Source organism: Bradyrhizobium sp. (assembly GCF_035484855.1).
GTDB lineage: Bacteria > Pseudomonadota > Alphaproteobacteria > Rhizobiales > Xanthobacteraceae > Bradyrhizobium.
In genome coordinates, this window is sequence record NZ_DATHOP010000154.1 from 94,347 (window position 1) to 113,577 (window position 19,231).

The 19,231-nt window shown below is 62.8% G+C and carries 23 protein-coding genes; 10 read left to right on the forward strand and 13 right to left on the reverse strand.

The window, feature by feature from the left end; genetic code table 11:
• Positions 1-232 precede the first annotated feature (232 nt).
• Entirely contained in the window at positions 233-1,111 is an 879-nt protein-coding gene (locus VK804_RS17350) for a DMT family transporter (RefSeq protein WP_325372508.1), read from the forward strand.
• Positions 1,112-1,327: 216 nt separating this feature from the next.
• Complete coding sequence (locus VK804_RS17355) at positions 1,328-2,758, forward strand: caspase family protein (protein ID WP_325372416.1); 1,431 nt, start codon at positions 1,328-1,330, stop codon at positions 2,756-2,758.
• A gap of 162 nt (positions 2,759-2,920) precedes the next feature.
• Here the strand turns inward: VK804_RS17355 and VK804_RS17360 are convergent, their stop codons facing one another.
• Together VK804_RS17360 and cysK are read right to left on the reverse strand one after the other, a co-directional pair.
• A complete protein-coding gene (locus VK804_RS17360) occupies positions 2,921-3,160 on the reverse strand; it encodes a BrnA antitoxin family protein (RefSeq protein WP_325372418.1) in 240 nt (79 codons plus the stop codon).
• A gap of 2 nt (positions 3,161-3,162) precedes the next feature.
• Positions 3,163-4,140, reverse strand: a complete 978-nt coding sequence (gene cysK / locus VK804_RS17365) for a cysteine synthase A (protein ID WP_325372420.1) — start codon at positions 4,138-4,140, stop codon at positions 3,163-3,165.
• A gap of 219 nt (positions 4,141-4,359) precedes the next feature.
• Between cysK and VK804_RS17370 the strand changes: the two genes are divergently transcribed.
• Positions 4,360-4,575 carry a hypothetical protein gene (locus VK804_RS17370; protein WP_325372422.1) on the forward strand — a complete coding sequence of 72 codons (216 nt, stop codon included), beginning with the start codon at positions 4,360-4,362 and terminating at the stop codon, positions 4,573-4,575.
• A 48-nt stretch (positions 4,576-4,623) separates the two neighbouring features.
• Here VK804_RS17370 and VK804_RS17375 read toward each other — a convergent pair whose 3' ends face one another.
• The 9 genes from VK804_RS17375 to coaD form a co-directional block, all read right to left on the reverse strand.
• Positions 4,624-5,034, reverse strand: a complete 411-nt coding sequence (locus tag VK804_RS17375; protein ID WP_325372424.1) for a hypothetical protein — start codon at positions 5,032-5,034, stop codon at positions 4,624-4,626.
• A 17-nt stretch (positions 5,035-5,051) separates the two neighbouring features.
• The gene (locus VK804_RS17380) at positions 5,052-5,645 is read right to left on the reverse strand and encodes a DUF5671 domain-containing protein (RefSeq protein ID WP_325372426.1); all 594 of its coding nucleotides are present in this window, start codon (positions 5,643-5,645) and stop codon (positions 5,052-5,054) included.
• 112 nt (positions 5,646-5,757) lie between these two features.
• Positions 5,758-6,891 carry a tRNA guanosine(34) transglycosylase Tgt gene (gene tgt / locus VK804_RS17385; RefSeq protein ID WP_325372428.1) on the reverse strand — a complete coding sequence of 378 codons (1,134 nt, stop codon included), beginning with the start codon at positions 6,889-6,891 and terminating at the stop codon, positions 5,758-5,760.
• A gap of 2 nt (positions 6,892-6,893) precedes the next feature.
• Entirely contained in the window at positions 6,894-7,970 is a 1,077-nt protein-coding gene (gene queA, locus VK804_RS17390; protein WP_325372510.1) for a tRNA preQ1(34) S-adenosylmethionine ribosyltransferase-isomerase QueA, read from the reverse strand.
• A gap of 143 nt (positions 7,971-8,113) precedes the next feature.
• Positions 8,114-8,581 carry a peptidylprolyl isomerase gene (locus VK804_RS17395; protein WP_325372430.1) on the reverse strand — a complete coding sequence of 156 codons (468 nt, stop codon included), beginning with the start codon at positions 8,579-8,581 and terminating at the stop codon, positions 8,114-8,116.
• Positions 8,557-8,955: a hypothetical protein gene (locus VK804_RS17400; RefSeq protein WP_325372432.1), complete on the reverse strand. Its 399-nt coding sequence runs from the start codon at positions 8,953-8,955 to the stop codon at positions 8,557-8,559. The genes VK804_RS17395 and VK804_RS17400 overlap by 25 nt, the downstream gene beginning before the upstream one ends.
• A 44-nt stretch (positions 8,956-8,999) precedes the next feature.
• Entirely contained in the window at positions 9,000-10,472 is a 1,473-nt protein-coding gene (locus VK804_RS33040; RefSeq protein WP_414642806.1) for a peptidylprolyl isomerase, read from the reverse strand.
• A gap of 30 nt (positions 10,473-10,502) precedes the next feature.
• On the reverse strand, positions 10,503-11,063 hold the full coding sequence (locus VK804_RS17415) for a peptidylprolyl isomerase (protein ID WP_325372434.1): 561 nt from the start codon (positions 11,061-11,063) through the stop codon (positions 10,503-10,505).
• Positions 11,064-11,140: 77 nt separating this feature from the next.
• Positions 11,141-11,638: a pantetheine-phosphate adenylyltransferase gene (coaD, locus tag VK804_RS17420; protein WP_325372436.1), complete on the reverse strand. Its 498-nt coding sequence runs from the start codon at positions 11,636-11,638 to the stop codon at positions 11,141-11,143.
• Between the two features lie 271 nt (positions 11,639-11,909).
• On the opposite strand from coaD, the gene VK804_RS17425 reads away from it, so the two are divergent.
• The 6 genes from VK804_RS17425 (at position 11,910) to VK804_RS17450 (ending at position 16,613) form a co-directional block, all read left to right on the forward strand.
• A complete protein-coding gene (locus VK804_RS17425) occupies positions 11,910-12,167 on the forward strand; it encodes a hypothetical protein (RefSeq protein ID WP_325372438.1) in 258 nt (85 codons plus the stop codon).
• A gap of 283 nt (positions 12,168-12,450) precedes the next feature.
• Positions 12,451-12,726 carry a hypothetical protein gene (locus VK804_RS17430; protein WP_325372440.1) on the forward strand — a complete coding sequence of 92 codons (276 nt, stop codon included), beginning with the start codon at positions 12,451-12,453 and terminating at the stop codon, positions 12,724-12,726.
• 449 nt (positions 12,727-13,175) lie between these two features.
• Entirely contained in the window at positions 13,176-13,556 is a 381-nt protein-coding gene (locus VK804_RS17435) for a hypothetical protein (protein WP_325372442.1), read from the forward strand.
• Positions 13,557-13,585: 29 nt separating this feature from the next.
• Complete coding sequence (locus tag VK804_RS17440; protein ID WP_325372444.1) at positions 13,586-14,563, forward strand: tripartite tricarboxylate transporter substrate binding protein; 978 nt, start codon at positions 13,586-13,588, stop codon at positions 14,561-14,563.
• A gap of 67 nt (positions 14,564-14,630) precedes the next feature.
• The gene (locus VK804_RS17445; protein WP_325372446.1) at positions 14,631-15,491 is read left to right on the forward strand and encodes a TauD/TfdA family dioxygenase; all 861 of its coding nucleotides are present in this window, start codon (positions 14,631-14,633) and stop codon (positions 15,489-15,491) included.
• A 24-nt stretch (positions 15,492-15,515) separates the two neighbouring features.
• Positions 15,516-16,613, forward strand: coding sequence for a mandelate racemase/muconate lactonizing enzyme family protein (locus tag VK804_RS17450; protein ID WP_325372448.1), 1,098 nt, complete (start codon positions 15,516-15,518; stop codon positions 16,611-16,613).
• Positions 16,614-16,638: 25 nt separating this feature from the next.
• Here the strand turns inward: VK804_RS17450 and VK804_RS17455 are convergent, their stop codons facing one another.
• The gene (locus VK804_RS17455) at positions 16,639-17,802 is read right to left on the reverse strand and encodes a mandelate racemase/muconate lactonizing enzyme family protein (RefSeq protein ID WP_325372450.1); all 1,164 of its coding nucleotides are present in this window, start codon (positions 17,800-17,802) and stop codon (positions 16,639-16,641) included.
• Positions 17,803-18,058: 256 nt separating this feature from the next.
• Between VK804_RS17455 and VK804_RS17460 the strand changes: the two genes are divergently transcribed.
• Complete coding sequence (locus tag VK804_RS17460; RefSeq protein ID WP_325372452.1) at positions 18,059-18,325, forward strand: hypothetical protein; 267 nt, start codon at positions 18,059-18,061, stop codon at positions 18,323-18,325.
• A 58-nt stretch (positions 18,326-18,383) separates the two neighbouring features.
• Here VK804_RS17460 and VK804_RS17465 read toward each other — a convergent pair whose 3' ends face one another.
• On the reverse strand, positions 18,384-19,106 hold the full coding sequence (locus tag VK804_RS17465; protein WP_325372454.1) for a hypothetical protein: 723 nt from the start codon (positions 19,104-19,106) through the stop codon (positions 18,384-18,386).
• Positions 19,107-19,231 lie beyond the last annotated feature (125 nt).

Consider the following 19,231-nt stretch of genomic DNA (forward strand, 5'->3'; position numbering starts at 1 on the left):
TCTCCAGACTTCTTTCGTCATTCCGGGGCGCGAGTGAAACGAGCGAACCCGGAATCCTTGGATTCCGGGTCTGGTCCTTCGGACCATCCGAGCAAAATCTTTAGCACCGATCGCAGGGCCGGCGCATCCCTGTGACAGCCGATTTGCACGTTGCAAATCCTCATCCAGTCGCCGATACCGGCGCACCCGCCCCCAACCGCCCGGCCCCTGCCGTCTCTGGCATTTCCCGATGATGGACCGAACACCTTCCAAACCGAGGGCCGCGCTGTGGATGGCGGGCTGGCTTGCCCTGATGCTGCTCGTCGCGGTCGCCGGGCGCGAGGCGTTGCGCGACCTCAACGTGTTCCAGGTCATGGAACTGCGCACCATCATCGGCTTTTGCATGCTCTACCCGCTGGTCCGCATCAATGGCGGCTTTTCGGCGATGCGGACCTCGCGGCCGCTGCAGCATATCGGACGCAATCTCATCCACTATGCCGCCCAACTCGGCTGGTTCTTCGCCTTGACCCTGATTCCGCTCGGCCAGGTGGTCGCCATCGAATTCACCATGCCGATCTGGACCGCGATCCTGGCCGCGAGTTTTCTCGGCGAGCGCATGACGGTCTGGAAGATCCTGGCGATCGTGCTCGGCGTGATCGGGGTCATCATCATCGTCCGGCCGGCGACCGGCGTCGTCAATCCCGGCCAATTGATCGCGCTGGCCGCCGCCGTCGGCTTCGGCATCTCGGTTGCCATGATGAAATCGCTGACCCGCACCGAAAAGACGATTTCGATCATTTTCTGGATGCTGGTGATCCAGTCCGCGGCCGGATTGTTACCGACCCTCTATGTCTGGAGCTGGCCCGGGGCTGTGACCTGGGGCTGGATCGCCGTGATCGGCTTCTGCGGCACCTTCTCCCACTACTGCATGGCCCGCGCGATGCTGCATGCCGACGCCACCATCGTGCTGCCGATGGATTTCCTGCGGGTTCCACTGACGGCGCTGCTCGGCTGGTTGGTCTATTCGGAACGGCTGGACGCTTTCACGGTGCTGGGCGCGGTGCTGATCCTTGGCGGCAACCTCCTGAACCTGCGATCGGCCGATCCGGTTCCCGCGCGCGCGGTGACTTGACCCATCCGCCAATTTTTTCCGGGTAGCGCCCGGCGAAATTGTGATCCAGATCACGCTCTTCTTGGCGAGAATTCAATAGCCTCACCCATTACGGATGGCTGTCACCAAGAATCGGGCAAACGCCTTATTTTTTGTGGCGCGAGTTGCGGCTTTTTCGTGTATTCTGCGGCCAACCGATTGAGGGCCGCGTTGCCCGATTCCACCAGGGGATTTCAAATGCGCTACCTTACCGTCATTCTTTCCCTGATTTGCATGATTTTCACCGCCAATGCGGCCAAGGCCGACCGCCGTGTCGCCTTTGTCGTCGGCAACGGCGCTTACAAGAACGTGGCGCAGCTTCCCAACCCGCCGGTCGACGCCAAGGCGATGGCCTCCACGCTTCGCAATGTCGGCTTCGAGGTGGTCGAGGGCACCAACCTCACCCGCGACAAGATGACGGAAAAGCTGCTCGACTTCGGCAAGAAGGCGCAAGGCGCCGACATCGCGGTGTTCTTCTATGCCGGTCACGGCATCGCCATCGCCGGCACCAACTATCTGTTGCCGATCGATGCCGACATCAAATCGGAAATGGACGTCAAACTCGGCGCGGCGATCAATATCGATCTCACGCTGGACCAGACCATGAGCGATGCCAAGGTCAAGCTGGTGTTCCTCGATGCTTGCCGCGACAATCCCTTTGCCGCCAAGATCAAATCGAACTCCGCGACCCGTAGCGTCTCGGTGCAGTCCGGACTGGCCGAAATGAAGTCGGGTGAAGGCACCTTGATCGCGTTCGCCACCGGTCCAGGACAGACCGCGCTCGACGGCCAGGAGGGCACCAACAGCCCCTTCACCCGCGCCCTGATCGCCCACATCACGACGCCCGGCGTCGAGATCCAGCAGGCGATGACCGAGGTCCGCGCCCAGGTCAACGAAGAGACCAACAAGGGTCAATTGCCCTGGGGACATACCAACCTGATCGGTTCGGTCTTCCTCAATCCGGCCGCGGCGCCGGCACCCGCCGCCAATACGGCGGCCGGCGCTCCGGCGGCGGCGGCTCCGGCCGCGGTTGCCTCTGCTTCCAGCGGTTCGGACGTCGAACTCGAATTCTGGCGCTCGGTCAAGGAATCCAACAAGCCGGAAGAACTCAACGCCTATCTCACGACCTACCCCAACGGTCAGTTCAAGTCGCTGGCGCTGGCCCGGATCGCCTCGCTCGAAAACGGTCCATCGACCACGACCCGTAACCTGACCACCGGCGTCGATCCGGCCACCTTCACCGATGCTTCCGACCAGACCACCGAGGACCAGATCGGCCTCGACAAGGGCCAGCGCCGCGACGTGCAGCGCCGGCTCACCGGGCTCGGCTTCGACACCAAGGTCAACGGCAAGTTCGACGAGGACACCCGCTCGGTGATAAGCCGCTGGCAGGCCGCGCGCGGCTATCCCAAGACTGGCTACCTCAACAAGCTGCAGCACAAGGCGTTGCTGGCCGAGATCGTGGCGACCACGCAAACCAGCTCCAGCGACGATTCCGACGATCACTCCTCCCACCACCATCATAGCGGCGGAGGGGGCGGAGGCGGCGGTGGCGGCGGCCGTCATTATCGCGGTCCCTCCGGGCCCGGCGGCCTGATCGGCGGCATGATGGGCGGCCTGTTCCGCTGAAGTCAGCGAAGTGTGAGATGAAAAAGCCCGGGTTCGTCCCGGGCTTTTTTGTCATGGCGTTTTCAAGCGAAGCTTGTCCCGCACTCGATGCGGGATGGTCACCGGTTCGCGTTACGAAGACGCGTGAGGTTAGAATCTATCGTCTCGGCCGCCTGCCGGATCCTACTTCCCGGCCGCCTTGCGCAGCGCCTCGTTGATACGGTCCTGCCAGCCCGGACCACCCTCTTGGAAAAATTCCAGAACGTCCTGATCGATCCGCAGCGAAACCAGTTCCTTCACGCCGGGAAGCGCGGTCGGTTTCGGCGGCGCTTCCGCGACCTTGGTCGTTGTCTTCCGAAACGCCGCCTCGGCCTCGGTGCGGGCGTCGTTCAGCGTTCTCGGTCGCCTCGGTTGGTCTGCCATGGTCAGATTCCTTCGAACAGCGCCGTCGACAGATAACGCTCGGCGAAGTCGGGCACAATCGCCAGGATGGTCTTGCCCGCGGCTTCCGGCCGCTTGCCGATCTGCAGCGCGGCTGCGATCGCGGCACCTGAGGAAATCCCTCCGGCAATGCCCTCGTGGCGCGCCAGCGCGCGCGAGGTGTCGATCGCGGTGGCGCTGTTGATCTTGACGATCTCGTCGATCACTGAGCGGTCGAGGATGTCGGGAACGAAACCGGCGCCGATGCCCTGGATCTTGTGCGGCGAATGCTGTCCACCCGACAGCACCGGACTTTCCTCCGGTTCGACGGCGACGACGCGCAGCGAAGGTTTGCGCGGTTTGAGCACCTGGCCGACGCCGGTGATGGTGCCGCCGGTGCCGACGCCGGCGACGAAGTAATCGATGTTGCCGCCGGTATCGTTCCAGATTTCCTCCGCCGTGGTGCGGCGGTGGATTTCGGGATTGGCGAGGTTCCTGAATTGCTGCGGCATCACCGAATTCGGCGTGGTCCGCACCATCTCCTCGGCGGTCGCGATTGCGCCTTTCATGCCCTGGGCCGCCGGCGTCAGCACGAGTTCGGCGCCGAGAAACGCCAGCATCTTGCGTCGCTCGATCGACATCGAGTCCGGCATGACGAGCTTGAGCCGGTAACCGCGGGAAGCTGCGACGAAGGCCAGCGCAATGCCGGTATTGCCTGAGGTCGGTTCGATCAGCACGGTGTCGGCGTTGATATGTCCCGCCTTCTCCATCGCAATCACCATCGCAGCGCCAATGCGGTCCTTCACGCTGGCCGCCGGATTGAAATATTCCAGCTTGGCGAGAATGGTCGCGTGCGCGCCATGCTCCTCCGGCAATTTGCGCAAGCGGACAATCGGCGTGTCACCGACCGCCTCAACGATGGAGTCGAATACGCGACCCCGGCCGGGACGGTGCACTGCACTCGTGGGTGATGGCGCGTCCATGACGAACTCCTTGTGGCGACATTGTGCACGGAGGGGAGGCTGCTCGTTCATTAGGGGCAGCGAGTGGCGATGTGCAAGCCGGAATCCGGGAAAGCGAAAATCGCTGCGATGCAAAATGTTTAAGCTGCCAAATAACTTAAAACCAACGCATTTGTGTTGCCACATCGTCAAGGAAAATAGTGTATGGTAAACCCAGGTTCAGATCGCAAGGAGGTCACGATGTCAGCAGTTGCTGAAGTCCTGTCGACCGATACGCGTGCGCCCGACCCGCGTGGCTGTGATTTGCCGACCTGTCCGGTTTGTGCTGACTCCATGGTGGCGGCGGAAGCCTCTGCCTATCTTTCCGACAACGTCATCAGCTATCTCTGGACCTGCGACACCTGCGGTTACGGTTTCGTGACCAAGCACGCGCTGCGGCGGTTCGCCTGTAACTGAGCGCTCCGCACTCAGGGATTTCCAGTCGTAGCTGCCCGATGCGTGGGATCATCTGCGCGATGGCGGTCTCGCCTCGAGGCTGAAACATTGCCTTCCCAGCCCATGCTTCTCGAACACTGAATACGGGCGTACCGATGGCTCGGTCGTTTCCGCCGCCGTGTCGAAACTGGCGCAAAGCTCGTAGGCGAAGGCATCCTTGGCCGTATACTCATAGGCTTGTCCCGCCGGATCCTTGAAGCTTAGGCCTGCGGCCGGCTGCGCGCGCTGCAAATCACCGAGGGTTTGCGGCAGCGCCTCCGACGTCAGCCGATAGCTCGTCACCGTTCTGGATATGGTTGCAAGGTCGGATGCGCGCCTCGCGTCAAAACGGGCCAAGCGCGCCTCGCTCGGTGAACCGACAAAAAGCCATCCGCCAACCAGCGCCGCAAGGACGGCAATCGTGCAGAACACGGCGAACACAGTCGAGGATTGCACCTTCATACCGTTTCATCCCGTCGCATTTCGGATAGAAAAAACGTGAAAATGCCGCCCGCCATCACGGCGATTGTCGCAACTTTTAGAACGAAGCGAATGGTGAGTTCTCCACCCAGCAAATTATAGATAAGTGTCGCGGCGTCGCCGATCAAAAACGCACCGGCGACGAACAGCGTCAGATACGTCAACCATTTGCGCGGCCGCGAGGCACGCTTCGTCAGATCGGTCCTGATCGCGTGGTTGACCGACCGAAACGTCAGCATGAAAAGCGGAAATGCGACGATGATCCAGGCCATATCCCAGCGGATGTTGTTGTTCGACGCCTGAATGGAGTTCTGCCAAAGCGGATCGGGAAAGCTTCGATTGATCAATTCGAACAGCAGCGAACCGATACTGAAGGCTGTGCCGTAGAGGGCCGCAAACAGAATGAGATAAATGAAAACCTCACGCGCCGAGAGGTAGGGTTTGGGCCGCGGCACCGGGATCGGAAACGCCACATCGGCGAACGCGTTCAGCGCGGCCTTGATGTCATGTTCGGCCCAGCCCGCTCGCTTGAGGGTATCGGCAATTTCCTCGCGCCCGATGCCCTTCTCCAACGCCGCTCGCGTGAACTCAACAAGTCCGACACTCATGTCGTAGCTCCCTGTCTCGCGCTTCGATGGGTCCGCAGGCGATCCCCCTGATTATACGCCTGACGGGTCCACAGCCCTAGCGCGGCGGAATGTCGCCTTGTGCCCAGCCGTCGCGGGCGCGTTCGCGGAAACTTTCGAACGTTCCCTGCGCGATCGCTTCCCGCATGTCCTGCATCAGTTGTTGGTAGTAGGCGATGTTGATTTCCGACAACAACATCGCCCCCAGCGTCTCGCCCGACCGCACAAGGTGATGCAGATAGGCGCGCGAGATGCCGCGCGTCGACGGCCATGCGCTCTCCTCGTCCAGCGGCCTGATATCGTCGGCATGGCGGGCGTTGCGCAGGTTGATCTGGCCGAAACGGGTGAACGCCATGCCGTGGCGGCCGTTCCGAGTCGGCATCACGCAATCGAACATGTCCATCCCGCGCGCGACCGCCTCCAGCAGATCCTCGGGCGTTCCGACGCCCATCAGATAGCGTGGGCGATCGCCGGGCAGTTCTGCTGCGACCTCTTCGACCATGGCGAGCATGACGTCCTGAGGTTCGCCGACCGCAAGGCCGCCGATCGCATAGCCGTGAAAGCCGATCTCGACCAGGCCCCGCGCGCTGGCCCGCCGCAGTTGCGACAGGTCGCCACCTTGCGCGATGCCGAACAGCATATACCCCGCTGGCGCCGTCTCGAAGGCGCGCTTGCTGCGCTCGGCCCAGCGCAACGAGAGCAGCATCGCACGCTCGACATCATCAGGCTCGGCTGGCAGCCTTACGCATTCGTCGAGCTGCATGGCGATATCGGAGCCGAGCAGAAGCTGCACCTCGATCGAGCGTTCCGGCGACAATTCTATTTTTTCGCCGTCGATATGCGAACGGAAGGTCACCGCGTGCTCGCTCACTTTCCGCAACTCCGACAGCGACATCACCTGGAAGCCGCCGGAGTCCGTCAGCATCGGGCCGTTCCAGCCGGTGAAGTGTTGCAGACCGCCCAGCGCCGCGATCCGCTCGGCGCCCGGCCGCAGCATCAGATGATAGGTGTTGCCGAGCACGATATCGCTGCCGGCTTCGCGCACCTCGCGCCAATGCACGCCCTTCATGGCGCCCGCGGTGCCGACCGGCATGAAGGCCGGCGTGCGCACCACGCCATGCGGCGTGGTCAGAAGGCCGGTGCGCGCGGTGCCGTCAGTCGCCAGCAGTTCGAAATGATTGGGAAGGGCCATCGTTACGACTTATCACGAAACAACAGGCAGGCGTCGCCGTAGGAATAGAACCGGTAGCCCGCTTGAATTGCGTGGGCATAGGCCTGTTGCATCGTCGCCAGCCCTGAGAACGCCGACACCAGCATGAACAGGGTCGAGCGCGGCAGGTGGAAATTGGTCAGGAGAATATCGACCGCGCGAAAGCGATAGCCCGGCGTGATGAAGATCGCGGTCTCGCCGGAAAACGGCTCGATGGTGCCGTCCTCGGCGGCGGCACTTTCCAGAAGCCGCAGCGAGGTGGTGCCGACCGCGACGATGCGGCCGCCCGCGGCGCGCGCCGCGTTCAGCACGCCCGCCGTCTCGGCCGACAGGCTGCCCCATTCCGAATGCATGCGGTGCCGCTCGGTGTCCTCCGCCTTGACCGGCAGGAAGGTCCCGGCGCCGACATGCAGCGTCACCCTGACGATCCCGATGCCGCGCGCACGCAAGGCGGTCTCCAGATCGGGGGTAAAATGCAAGCCCGCGGTCGGCGCCGCGACCGCGCCCTCCTCGACTGCGAACATGGTCTGGTAATCGCTGGCGTCGCGCTCGTCGGGCGCCCGCCTGGAGGCGATGTAGGGCGGCAATGGCGGGCTGCCGAGGTCGGCGATGGCCTGGTCGAGCGCGGGGCCGTGAAACGAAAACGACAGCGTGACCTCGCCGTCACTGCCCTTGTGCTCAACTTGCGCGTCGAGATGGCCGAGCAGGCATACCCTGCCCTCGTTGCCGAAACGAACCACGTCGCCCGTCGAAAGCTTTTTGGCCGGCTTGACCAGCGCCTGCCAGCGCGAGCCGTCGAGCCGTTTGATCAGGGTCGCCTCGATCTTCGGCTCAGTCTCGCGGCCGATGCGGCGACCTTTGAGCTGGGCGGATATCACCTTGGTGTCGTTGACCACCAATTGGTCGCCGGGATCGAGCCATCGCGGAAGGTCGGCGATACCCTGGTCGCGCAAAATACCGTCGCGCTGGACCACCAGCATCCGCGCGGAGTCGCGCGGGCTGGCCGGGCGCAGCGCGATGCTGGCGGCTGGGAGTTCGAAGTCGAAGAGGTCGGTGCGCATGGCGCCAATGCGCTCCAGCATGGTCTCACAACGTCATTCCGGGGCACGCGAAGCGTGAACCTCAGATGTGCAATTGCACCTCGGCGAACCTCGAGATTCCGGGTTCAGCCCTGCGGGCTGCCCCGGAACGACGGAAGGTCCATTCACGCCGCCTCGTCCAGCGCCATCCGCGCCTTGACGATCTTGTCGGGGTTTTTCACCGGCTCGCCGCGCTTGATCTTGTCGACGTTCTCCATGCCCGAGGTGACCTTGCCCCAGACCGTGTACTGCTTGTTCAGGAAGGACGCGTCGTCGAAGCAGATAAAGAACTGGCTGTCGCCGGAATCCGGGCTCGCCGCGCGCGCCATCGAAGTGGTGCCGCGGACATGGGGCTCGTTGTTGAATTCGGCCTTCAGCTTCTTGCCGGAGCCGCCGGTGCCGGTACCCTGCGGACAGCCGGTCTGCGCCATGAAGCCGTCGATCACGCGGTGGAACACGATGCCGTCGTAAAAACCCTCGCGCACCAGTTCCTTGATCCGCGCGACGTGACCCGGCGCGAGATCGGGCCGCATCTCGATCGTGACCGGTCCCTGCGTGGTTTCGAGGATCAAGGTATTTTCGGTGTCAGCCATGCTCTCTTCTCTGCGGGTTGGGGTGGTGGTTTCGGTTTGTGGAACTGGATCGCGAAGGGGTGGCCGGCGACCGCGCCGGCCATATCATCGGTAAATGGTATCGGCGTGCAGCGTTGCAACGCCTCCATCACGGCGATGCGGTACTGCACGCGGTCGTTGTCGGTGGCCGCCGCCGATTCATAGGTGATCCGGGGATGGCCCAGGATCTCGCCTGCGCGGTTAAAGCTCACGATCACGGTGATGTCGATAGGGTTGGCGAGCGAGGCCGGCGGCGGCCGCCAGCATTTCGAAAACCTCTCGATCGCCTCGCGGATGGTATTGACCTGCCCTCCTTCGGCCCGCGCGCCGGCCGACCACAGCAGCAGCAGCAGCAAGGCGGCGGCAGACCAGATCGGCCGCAAAGCGATGCCACGCGGGTTCACTTGATGTCGGATGCGACTTGCACCCTGACCATCTTGTCGGGATCGGGCACGTTGCCGCCCGGAGACCCCGCAGGCGCCCGCTTCAATTTATCGACCACGTCCATCCCCGACACCACTTCGCCGATTACGGTGTACTTGCCATTCAGGCTGGGCGCGTCGGCGTACATGATGAAGAACTGCGAATTAGCGGAATCCGCACTCGCCGCCCGCGCCATGCCGACGATGCCGCGCCTATAAGACAGGCTGGAGAATTCGGGCTTCAGATTGGGATGTTTCGAACCGCCGGTGCCGTTGAAATTCTGCCCGTCACCGGTCTGCGCCATGAAGTTCTCGATGACGCGATGGAACGGCACGTTGTCGTAGTAACCCTCGCGCGTTAATTGAATGATCCGCTCGGCATGCGCCGGCGCGAGGTCGGCTCGCAGCTTGATGACGATCCGCCCCTTGGTGGTATCGATGACGATGACATTGGCGGGGTCGACACCGGCCGGTACGAGTTTCGACGACGCGGCTATCGGCGGCGGCGAGATCGCGGCGAGCTTCGTCTTCTCTTCGATCTTGACCCGGGCCAGCCCCGCAAAGGGGCATTTCGAAAACAGCCGGAGGTGGTCCTGGTAGGCGGCGACCGTCCCGATCGCATTGGCGCTTTCCCAATGCGCCTGCGCGGCCGCGCAGGGGTCAGGGGCCGCGGCCGGCGGTGATGCCGACGCGACGCCGCCGGGCGCGCCCGAGAAGTAGAAATTGCCGTCGATCGGCGAGGACGACACCCAGGGCTGCTGCACGCCGCCGGTGGCCCGCTTGACCGAAAGCCCGACCTGATTGAAGGCGTCGAAAATCCCGAGCCCCGGCTTTTGCATGATGTCGGCAAGGGCCCTGGAATACGGGCTGTTCCCGTCGGCGCCGTCCTGGGCCACGCTGTCGGGCTGGGTGGCATAGGAAATCAGGGTCCCCTCGGGCACCTGGATTTGCGCCAACCCGCCCGTGGCCGAGCGGAAGCCGCGATTGCCGAACGGATTGTTGCGGCAGGCGTCGAGCACGACGAGGTTGAGCTTGGTGCCCGAACTCTCCATCTGGCGCAGCACCGAACCGACGTCGATCATCTGGAAATCCGCGTCCGCCTCGCGCGTCGGGTTGGCGCCGATCGGGACCAGGAAATTGGTGCCGCGGATCTGAACGCCATGGCCGGCGTAGTAGAACATTCCGACGTCGGCGCCCGGCAGGTTTTTGCCGAACTCAAGGATCGCCGCTTCCAGCTTGGTCTTGTTCAGGTCGAGCTGCGCCCCGCCACCGACCAGCGTAAAGCCGAGGCCCGCAAGCGTGGTCGCGATCAGCCGCGCATCGTTGCGCGGATTGTCCAGCGGGGTGATGTTCTCGTAGGCCGAGTTGCCGACCACGAGCGCAATGCGTTTCTCGGCCCATGCCGGCGAAGCGGCGAGCAAGGCGGCGATACATGCGAGAACGCGGATCATGGCGCCCTTTTCGAATTCAGACCGGACGCCTCACTTGATGTCGGAGGCGACCTGGACCTTCACCATCTTGTCGGGATCGGTGACGCTGCCGCTTTGCGATCCCGGCGGAGCTTTTTTCAGCTTGTCGGCGACATCCATGCCCGACACCACCTGCCCGACTACGGAATATTTGCCGTCGAGGAAGGACGCATCGTCGAACACGATGAAAAATTGGCAGTTCGAGGAGTTCGGCTGACCGGTCGAGGCCATGCCGACGACGCCGCGCTGGAACGAAACCTTGGAAAATTCGTCCGGCGGATTGGGATGGTCGGAATGGCCGGTGCCGTCGAAATTCTTGCCGTCGCCGGTCTGTGCCATGAAGCCGCCCATCACGCGATGGAACGGCACGTTGTTGTAAAACCCCTCGCGCGTCAGCAGCTTGATCATCTCGGCGTGTTTCGGCGCGATATCGGTCCGGAGCTGGATCACGATCCGCCCCTTGGTGGTGTCGATCACGATCGCATTTGGCTTGTCGAGCTTGGCAGGCAGCGGCTGGGCGATCGCGGGCGCGGCACAGACCAGCGCTGCGATAAGGGCGAGAATTCGGATCATGGAAACTCCGGCAGAGTTGGTTGAAGCGTTTGGGATAGCGCGGTGGATTATCGTTTCCAGTTTTGCGAAAACAGACGCTAGCTGGCGAATTTGGTCTTGAGCTGGGCTGCGACCTCTGGCGGAACGAATTTGGAGACGTCGCCGCCCATGCCGGCGATTTGGCGCACCAGTGTGGCGGTGATCGGGCGGACCATTGGGGAAGCCGGCAGGAAAACGGTGTGGACCTCCGGCGCCATGGTCTCGTTCATGCCGGCGATCTGCATCTCGTAGTCGAGATCGGTGCCATCCCTTAAGCCGCGAATCAGGATGGTGGCACCGGCGCGCTTGGCGGCGGTGACGGTGAGGTCATCGAAGGTGGTGCAGTCGAATTGGCATCCGGCAGTCTTGGCGACCGGCCCGAATACCTCCCGCACCATCGCCAGGCGCTCTTCCACAGAAAACAGCGGCTTCTTGCCGGGATGCAGCCCGATGGCGACGATCAGCCGGTCACACAGGCCGACGGCGTGCCTGACGACGTCGAGATGGCCGTTGGTGACGGGGTCGAAGGAGCCGGGATAGAGCGCGATACGGGGCATAAGCCCGTCTACCCCGCCCCGGGCGGCCCCGCAAGCCGGACTGGTTCCCCCTGAAACTGCTGATTTATTTGGACCCCTGCTCTGAACCTATCGGGGGTTCGGGGCGTCTCCTAGGCAAGCCGAGCATGTTTCGTCCCGCTTAAGGCGACGAAACAAAACTCGGCTCCGAAGAAACCATTTTCGCCTGCCGCGAAGACATCCGGAAACCGGTGCTTTGTATCAGTTGGTTAACGAAACGACGGGCCAAAAGGCCCAATGACAGGGGACCGTCATGATCAAGGCACTTTCCGCCATCGCTATTGCTGCGCTTGTCGCCGCAGCCCTCACCGTTCTTCCCGGTTTTGCCCCCCAGGTTGAAGCCAGCGTTCCGCAGGCGCTCGCCAAGGGCGATCGGCTCGATATCCACACCGTCGGACCCGGCTGCTCGCAAAAGGCCTGGCCGAATTTCGAAGCTTCCTGCCTGCGCATTGCCGGTACCAAGACTGTGATCCGGGAAGCCCGGCTGGTCACCGCCGACCGTACGCCGTAGACGCGGCGGCTGAAATCAAACCAGAGTTTTGGACTACCAGACTGGAGGCCAGGCGGGCGCGCTGGCCTCCATTTTTGTTTGCGGCGGGAATGAAGCATCGCGCCGGTATCCCTGAAGCGGACCTGACAGTTGCGAACGCCGATGTCCGAACCCTGACGCACGTGCGACATCGCAGGAGGGCAAATGGCCGGACTCGCCGCGATGCCGCCCCGGCTGTATGATCGCCTCCAAACTTCCTGCGAAGGAGCCATGTCTTCCGATGGGGCACGCAACTTCTGCAAGCTTGACGTTCGTCCTGATTGCGCGCGTACCGTCTGACGGGGTTGCCAGCTTTCAGGCCTACGAGGACGCCGTACTCCCGCTATTGAGCGAGTTTGGCGGATTGCTGGAGCGGCGATTGCGCAACTCCGACGGCACGATCGAAGTTCATATCGTCAGCTTCGATTCGGATCAGAATTTCCAGAGGTTCCGAAGCGACCCGAGACGCGCCTCTTTTGCGCATCTGCTTGAGGCGTCAGCAGCCAGCATTGAACGGTTTGCGATGACTGATGTCGCTTAGCGGCAGCTTGATCGCCTGCGCGCGCCCGCCGATCGGATGTTCACCGACGAAGTAACCCGGCTGCTGGTGGCGCGGTTGGCGCATCTGGCATCTTCACCGGAAGTATACTTTCAAACCATTCCGGATACCTAACGACCGCCGCTAATGCCAACACCATCCCGATTGACTGATCAATCGTTGCTATCGCAAATAGCGCGTGCGAAGCTTTCCGCTGGTCGGCCAACCGCCCGGGAAGCCGTACGCGGTCCCCTCAAGTAGAGGCGCGCAATGAATTGGAAGACGTGCACACACAATTTTTGCTTGGCACCATGTATGAAAACGAAAAGGCGTTACGCAAGACTACAGCGAAGCCATGAAGGTGTCAGCCGACCCACAAGGATTGCAAATGAGCAGACGCTTTCTCGATGAGCTGGTCTGAACACATTTTTTAAGTTTGCGGGAGCGGTTCGATGCGGCCAATTCATGTCTTGGCGCCGGTGTGCACGATGGCGGCGCTGTTGTTGTCTGCTCCGTCGTTCAGCGGCGATCTGCATGAATTTGACAATCAGGCGAATTTCAAAACGTCAGGAGATTTTGTACGCGGCTGCGCCGGCCCCAAGGTTTCCGTCAATTGCATGACGGACTTCGTGATGACGGATATTGCGGAGGGAAAATCAGGGCAGCATTGTTTGCCCGACACGTCTGCTGCGAATTTGGAACAGGGAAATGCAAAAAGAACGGCGATAGTCGTCAGCCTTGTCGCGTGGCTCAAGATGCACCCCGAATATTCGAAGAAGCGCGCATCCGAAGGCTTGTCCGCCGCCATGCATTCAGTGTATCCGTGCCATTGAGTCCGATGCGCATTGGAGCGGCAGGGAGCATGCAAATCATCCGGGCGATTGCGACCGTCGCAACGCTCTCTGCTGCGACCGCACCTGCGCTCGCGCAGGACTGGCCGACACATGGGATGACGTTCGTGGTGCCGTTTGCGGCCGGCGGTTCGAGCGACGCCATCGCGCGTATCGTCGCGGATGGAATCAGCAACAACCTTCAACAGCCGGTTGTGATCGAGAACGTCACCGGCACCGGCGGTCTGCTGGGCGGACGCCGCGTGGCGAAGGCCGCGCCCGACGGCTATCAATTCGTGATCGGCAATGTCGGGACCTTCGCGCAGAGCCCCTGGCTCTACAAGACATCGCCTTACGATCCGGTTGCGGATTTCGCGCCGGTGGCGCTGCTGACCGACGAATCCCTGGTGTTGGTCGCCCGCAAGGACTTCCCCGCCGACAATTTGCAGCAGTTTATTGCCTACGCGAAGGCCAACCAGGAAAAGATGCACTACGCCTCGTCGGGCGTTGGCGGCTCCAATCATCTGGCCTGCATGCTGTTCAATATCGCTGCCGGCATCGAAGTCACGCACGTCCCCTATCGCAACGTCGTGCAGGGCATGCAGGACGTGATGGCCGGCCGGGTGGATTACGACTGCCTCAGCCTCCCCTTGGCGCTGCCGCAGATCGCCGCCAAGGCCATCAAACCCATCGCAATCCTGAGCAAGGAGCGGTCCGCCAGTCTGCCGGATCTGCCGTCGGCCCATGAGCAGGGGTTGACCGATTTCGACGCCGCGAGCTGGTATGCGCTGTTCCTGCCCGCCGGCACGCCGCCGGCGATTGTTCAAAAACTCAACCGCGCGACGATGGCCGCGCTCGACACGCCTGCCGTGCAGCAGCGGCTCAAGCAGATCGGGGGCGACGCGATTGCGCCGGAGCGCCGCTCGCCGGAATATCTTGCGAAATTTCTTGCTAGCCAAGTCAAGAAATGGGAGGCACCGATCAAGGCGAGCGGTATTCAGCTGGAGTGAACCGGCACGGCGCTTCGAGAAACAACAAGGCCCGGAAGGGCCGGCCAAATGATTGTGAGGGAATGCCATGGCGATACGGATCAGGAATTTGGACGCGGCGCTCGGCGCAGAAGTCGACGACATCGATCTGTCCAGGGCCATCCCGCCTGCCGACGTCGACGCGATCGAAACCGCCTGGCGCGAGCGGCTTGTCGTCGTCTTCCACGACCAAAGCCTCTCGGATCCGCAACTCATCGCCTTCAGCCAAAATTTTGGCGAACTCGATCCACCGGGACCGAACCCCTATGGCGAGCCGTTCAACAAAGAGCACCCCGAACTCAACGTCATTTCCAACGTGGTCGAGAACGGCAAGCCAACGGGCAACCTCGGCGACGGCGAAGCCGTTTGGCATGCCGACATGACCTATGTCGAGGTGCCGCCCAAGGCTGCGATGCTGCATGCCCTGGAAGTGCCGCCGCCGGAAGCCGGCGGCAACACCTATTTCGCCAATATGTTTGCCGCCTACGAGACCTTGCCCGCGGACCTGAAGAAGGCGGTCGAGGGCAAGACCGCGGTGCACGACGCCTCGCGCAACAGCGCAGGGCTGCTGCGCAAGGGTTTTAAGGAGGTCAGCGACGTTCGCGAGACCGTGGGCGCGCATCATCCGCTGGTCCGCACCGATCCGACGACCGGCCGCAAGGCGCTCTTCCTCGGCCGCCGGCCCAGCGCCTATGTGCTTGGCCTCGGTGTGGCCGAGAGCGAAGCGTTGCTCGACGCGCTGTGGGCGCATGCGACGCAGCCGCGCTTTGCCATGTGCCATGAATGGAAGGTCGGCGATGTCTTGATGTGGAATAACCTCTCCGTGCTGCACCGGCGCGCGCCGTTCGATCCGAAGACGCGGCGCGTGATGCATCGCAGCCAGATCAAGGGCAACGAGCGGATCGCCTGATCTGTCTTGCACACTGGGGTGACCATGAAGCTGGCAGAACTCACGCTGCGGATGGTACGGGTTCCGCTGATCCGGCCCTATGTGCTGTCGTATCGCACCTTTACCGAATTCGAGCCTGTTATCGTCGAGGTACGCGATGCCGACGGCCGCATCGGCTGGGGCGAAGGCCACATCTCACCCGGTTCGAGCAGCGAGACTCGCGAGGGCGGCTGGGCCTTCTGCCGGGAGCACGCCGCTGAAATCGTCGGCAAGGACACGACACAGGCGAAGGCTGTCATCGCCGCCCATCTGAACGCCAGCAAGGTTGCCGCAACGGCCCTGCTGACGGCGATCGAGATGCTGGAGGATCACCCGCTGCTGCGGCTCGATCGCGAGGCGCGTCTGCCGCTGCTGACGCCGTTCAACAGCTCTACCCCGAACGAAATAACCGAAGAGGTCGAGCGGCGTATCGAGGACGGCTTTCGCACCTTCAAGATCAAGGTTGGCAAGAATGCGGATGACGACGGCAGGCGTGTCAGGGCGATCCAGCAGGCGATCGGCGGTCGCGCGACGATGCGCCTCGACGCCAATCGCGCTTACAGCGAAGCCGAGGCCTGCCGCTTTGCGGAAACCCTCGACCCCTCCGGAATCGAACTGTTCGAGCAGCCTTGCGCGGCCGAAGATTGGGACGCCAATGCCAGGGTCGCCGGCGTCTCGGCCGTTCCGATCATGCTGGATGAGCCGATCTGCACGATCGATGACGTGCGGCGCGCCGGCGGCATCAACAATGTCGGCTTCTGCAAGCTCAAGCTGAAACGATTCGGCGGCCTCGACCTGGTCCATCAGGCGCTTGATGCGGTGCGCGCGCACGGCATGGAGCCGGTGCTCGGGGACGGACTCGGGATGGAGCTTGGCTGCTGGATGGAGGCTTGCGTCGCGCGCGTCACCATCCGCAATGCCGGCGAGTTCAACGGATTCCTGAAGCCGAAGGTCCGGCTGTTTGCCGAGCCGCTGCCGTTCGTGGCCGGCGCATTGGTGCTCCCGGCGGGATTTCGGCCGCGCATCGATCGCGATGTGCTCGCCGCCCACCAGACGGCGTGCGAACGGTTCGCGCCGGCGATCGCGTTGCCGATCGGCCGTTGAATGGCTCGGCTGCCATCCGGCCGGATTATTGCCGATGCTCGCTTCGGTGGACCAGGAACGACCTGGCCCCCGGCAGATCCGGCGTAACACCAAGTCCTGGCGCGCAGGTCAGTGCGAAGCGACCATCGATGAGGCGCGGGAAAGGTTGGGCGAGCACCGCCTGCAGGGGGTTCTCCATGGCATCATGCTCGAGCAGACCGTCACCACCGACGGCGGCCAGCACATGCGCGGCGGCGTGCAGGCCGAGGCCCGAGTTGAGCCAGTGCGGACAATAGCGACGGCCCGCGGCGACCGCTCGACGCGCGACGGCTGCGCAGCCCGTGATTCCGCCCCACTTGCAGATGTCCGGCTGGATCACGCCGAGGTAACCGGCATTGATCGCCGCATCGAACTCCGGAAAGCCAATGAGATTCTCGCCGCCCGCGAGCGGGATGCGAGAGAGAATGGCAAGCTCCGCCCAGTGCGCCGGCGGGTCGTTGGCCGGAATCGGCTCTTCGATCCAGTCCAGGGGGAACGCGCTGAACGCCTCGACCGCAGGTCGCGCGGTCGAAAGCTCCCAGCCCTGGTTGGCATCGATCATGAATCGTTCGCCGGGCTTGAGGCCGGAAGTTATTTCGCGCACGTTTGCCAGATCGCTCTTCATGTCGAAGGCGACCTTCAGCTTGAAGGCGCGGTAGCCGCGCTCGCGGCACATGGCGACGTATTCGGGCGCGCCGTCGGGATTGAGGTTGCTGGCGTAGGCCATCACCGGTTCGGGCTTGGTCGATCGGCCCAGTGCTTTCCAGAGCGGCAGCCCGGCCTTGCGCGCCGCGAGATCTGAAAGCGCAACCTCGATGCCGGCTATGCAGGACGCGAATGGACCGGGCTCGCCGCTCTGAATGGCGTTGCGTCGCATGCGCTGAGTGAGGTCGATCCAGGCGGCGGCAGGACTGGACCAGCTTCGGCCCGGCAACATCGGCAAGATGACCGTCTCCAGCAGCCGCAATTTGCTCTCGGCTCCGGAAGGCGGAAAGTTTGCCCACACCTCGCCCCACCCAAAAGCCCCGTCGCGATCCTCCACCCTGATCAGCAGCGCGTTGCGCGCCGGGATCGAGCCGAAGGAGGTGACGATCGGTTGTCCGATGGCAGCTTTGTAATGAAAAAGTTCGATCCGGGCTGGAGCGACGATGTCGGACGCCGGCGTTTGCACAAGGCCTCCCCGGGGCTGGGCGATGCAGCCTAGATTAGGATAGCCGCAACGGCATATGAAGACCTAGTTTTACGCCGCCGACCGGCAATTGAATTGTTCGGCATGAACGATTCTGACCGGAAGCGGACCTGCTGAGGCGCCCTCGGACGCGACGGACGTTACAAAACCGTAACACCTCAAACCCGCACCGCGTTGCCGCACACCAACAAGGCGAGCCGATATCCGGAAAACGATGGAGGATGCCATGAAATGCGCCATGATCGCGACTGCCGCCCTGCTCGGCGCAGCGCTCGCCGCCGCAGCCGCGCCGGCTTCAGCCCAAAACCTCGGCGACGTTCCCGCCAACCGCGCACTCGATGCGCGCTGCCCGCAGACCGCCTATCTGGGGCCGACGGTCACCGGGTGGTGCACCGATCGCAACAATCTCATGATCAAGAGCCGCATCGACGTGCGGCGCTGCGCCGGCTTTGCGTTGACGGTCGATGCGGCAGGTCATTTGCGTTGCCGGGGGAGCACGCGATGAAATGCGCAATCATCGCGACCGCGGTGCTTCAATTGCGACGAGAGCCGCCGAGTGATTGCTATTGCGGCAACACGGCCCAGTAGCTGCGCCCATTGGTATTGGGATCGCTGTTGTCGCTCGCCGTGAACACAAAACCGGAGCTCCGCCAGAAGGTAAAGCGGCCCGTGCCGTAGTCGCGGATAATTTCGTAGGTATTATGCGCCGGCCCGAGCCGCACGTTGTTCTCGTAAATCACGACCGGCGATCGACTGTCGAACCTGACATTTTCATCATCGGCAAAGTCCCGCAGCTTGTTGGCCGCGTATGAATTGCTGACGGCCACATTCCCGTGCATCTCAAACGGCGGAACCAGCCGGATGACAACCTTGCCCCTCGGCGGCATGTCGACGGAGGGATTCGGCAGCACGGCCCAGTAGTAGCGCCCATTGGTATTGGGGTCACTGTTGTCGCTCGCCGTGAATACCAAACCAAAACGCCGCCAAAAGGAAAAGCGGCCCATCCCCTGGTCGCGGATATCGGCGTAGGAGCTGTGCGCCGGGCCAAGCGCCTTGTTGTTCTCATAGATCACGACCGGCGATGAGCCGGCGTCCCCAGCCTCTTCATCATCCGCAAAGGCCAGCAGCCTATCGGTTCCGGCATGATTGCTGAACGCCACGTTCCCGTGCACCTCGAAAGGTCGAAATAACTGGATAACAACCTCGCCTTTCGGCGTCAGGTCGACGAAAGACCGCGCCGACCACTCGGCCAGCGCAAAATAGGCCGCGATTGCGGCCAGTCCCACGATCCATTTGGTCCGTCTGTTCCAGGAGAGCATCCCACCCCGTAGAATGCTACGGGCGTCAGAGAGAATCAAGGTGCTGAGGGTGTCCTGGTCCGTTGTTGACACGAAGCGGACATGTCACGACC

Excerpts from the sequence above, each read along its gene's own strand:
- VK804_RS17350 (WP_325372508.1), top strand. The coding sequence starts at position 233 with ATGGACCGAACACCTTCCAAACCGAGGGCCGCGCTGTGGATGGCGGGC.
- VK804_RS17355 (WP_325372416.1), top strand. The coding sequence starts at position 1,328 with ATGCGCTACCTTACCGTCATTCTTTCCCTGATTTGCATGATTTTCACC.
- VK804_RS17360 (WP_325372418.1), bottom strand. The coding sequence starts at position 3,160 with ATGGCAGACCAACCGAGGCGACCGAGAACGCTGAACGACGCCCGCACC.
- cysK (WP_325372420.1), bottom strand. The coding sequence starts at position 4,140 with ATGGACGCGCCATCACCCACGAGTGCAGTGCACCGTCCCGGCCGGGGT.
- VK804_RS17370 (WP_325372422.1), top strand. The coding sequence starts at position 4,360 with ATGTCAGCAGTTGCTGAAGTCCTGTCGACCGATACGCGTGCGCCCGAC.
- tgt (WP_325372428.1), bottom strand. The coding sequence starts at position 6,891 with ATGGCCCTTCCCAATCATTTCGAACTGCTGGCGACTGACGGCACCGCG.
- queA (WP_325372510.1), bottom strand. The coding sequence starts at position 7,970 with ATGCGCACCGACCTCTTCGACTTCGAACTCCCAGCCGCCAGCATCGCG.
- VK804_RS17395 (WP_325372430.1), bottom strand. The coding sequence starts at position 8,581 with ATGGCTGACACCGAAAATACCTTGATCCTCGAAACCACGCAGGGACCG.
- VK804_RS33040 (WP_414642806.1), bottom strand. The coding sequence starts at position 10,472 with ATGATCCGCGTTCTCGCATGTATCGCCGCCTTGCTCGCCGCTTCGCCG.
- VK804_RS17415 (WP_325372434.1), bottom strand. The coding sequence starts at position 11,063 with ATGATCCGAATTCTCGCCCTTATCGCAGCGCTGGTCTGTGCCGCGCCC.
- coaD (WP_325372436.1), bottom strand. The coding sequence starts at position 11,638 with ATGCCCCGTATCGCGCTCTATCCCGGCTCCTTCGACCCCGTCACCAAC.
- VK804_RS17425 (WP_325372438.1), top strand. The coding sequence starts at position 11,910 with ATGATCAAGGCACTTTCCGCCATCGCTATTGCTGCGCTTGTCGCCGCA.
- VK804_RS17435 (WP_325372442.1), top strand. The coding sequence starts at position 13,176 with ATGCGGCCAATTCATGTCTTGGCGCCGGTGTGCACGATGGCGGCGCTG.
- VK804_RS17440 (WP_325372444.1), top strand. The coding sequence starts at position 13,586 with ATGCAAATCATCCGGGCGATTGCGACCGTCGCAACGCTCTCTGCTGCG.
- VK804_RS17445 (WP_325372446.1), top strand. The coding sequence starts at position 14,631 with ATGGCGATACGGATCAGGAATTTGGACGCGGCGCTCGGCGCAGAAGTC.
- VK804_RS17450 (WP_325372448.1), top strand. The coding sequence starts at position 15,516 with ATGAAGCTGGCAGAACTCACGCTGCGGATGGTACGGGTTCCGCTGATC.
- VK804_RS17460 (WP_325372452.1), top strand. The coding sequence starts at position 18,059 with ATGATCGCGACTGCCGCCCTGCTCGGCGCAGCGCTCGCCGCCGCAGCC.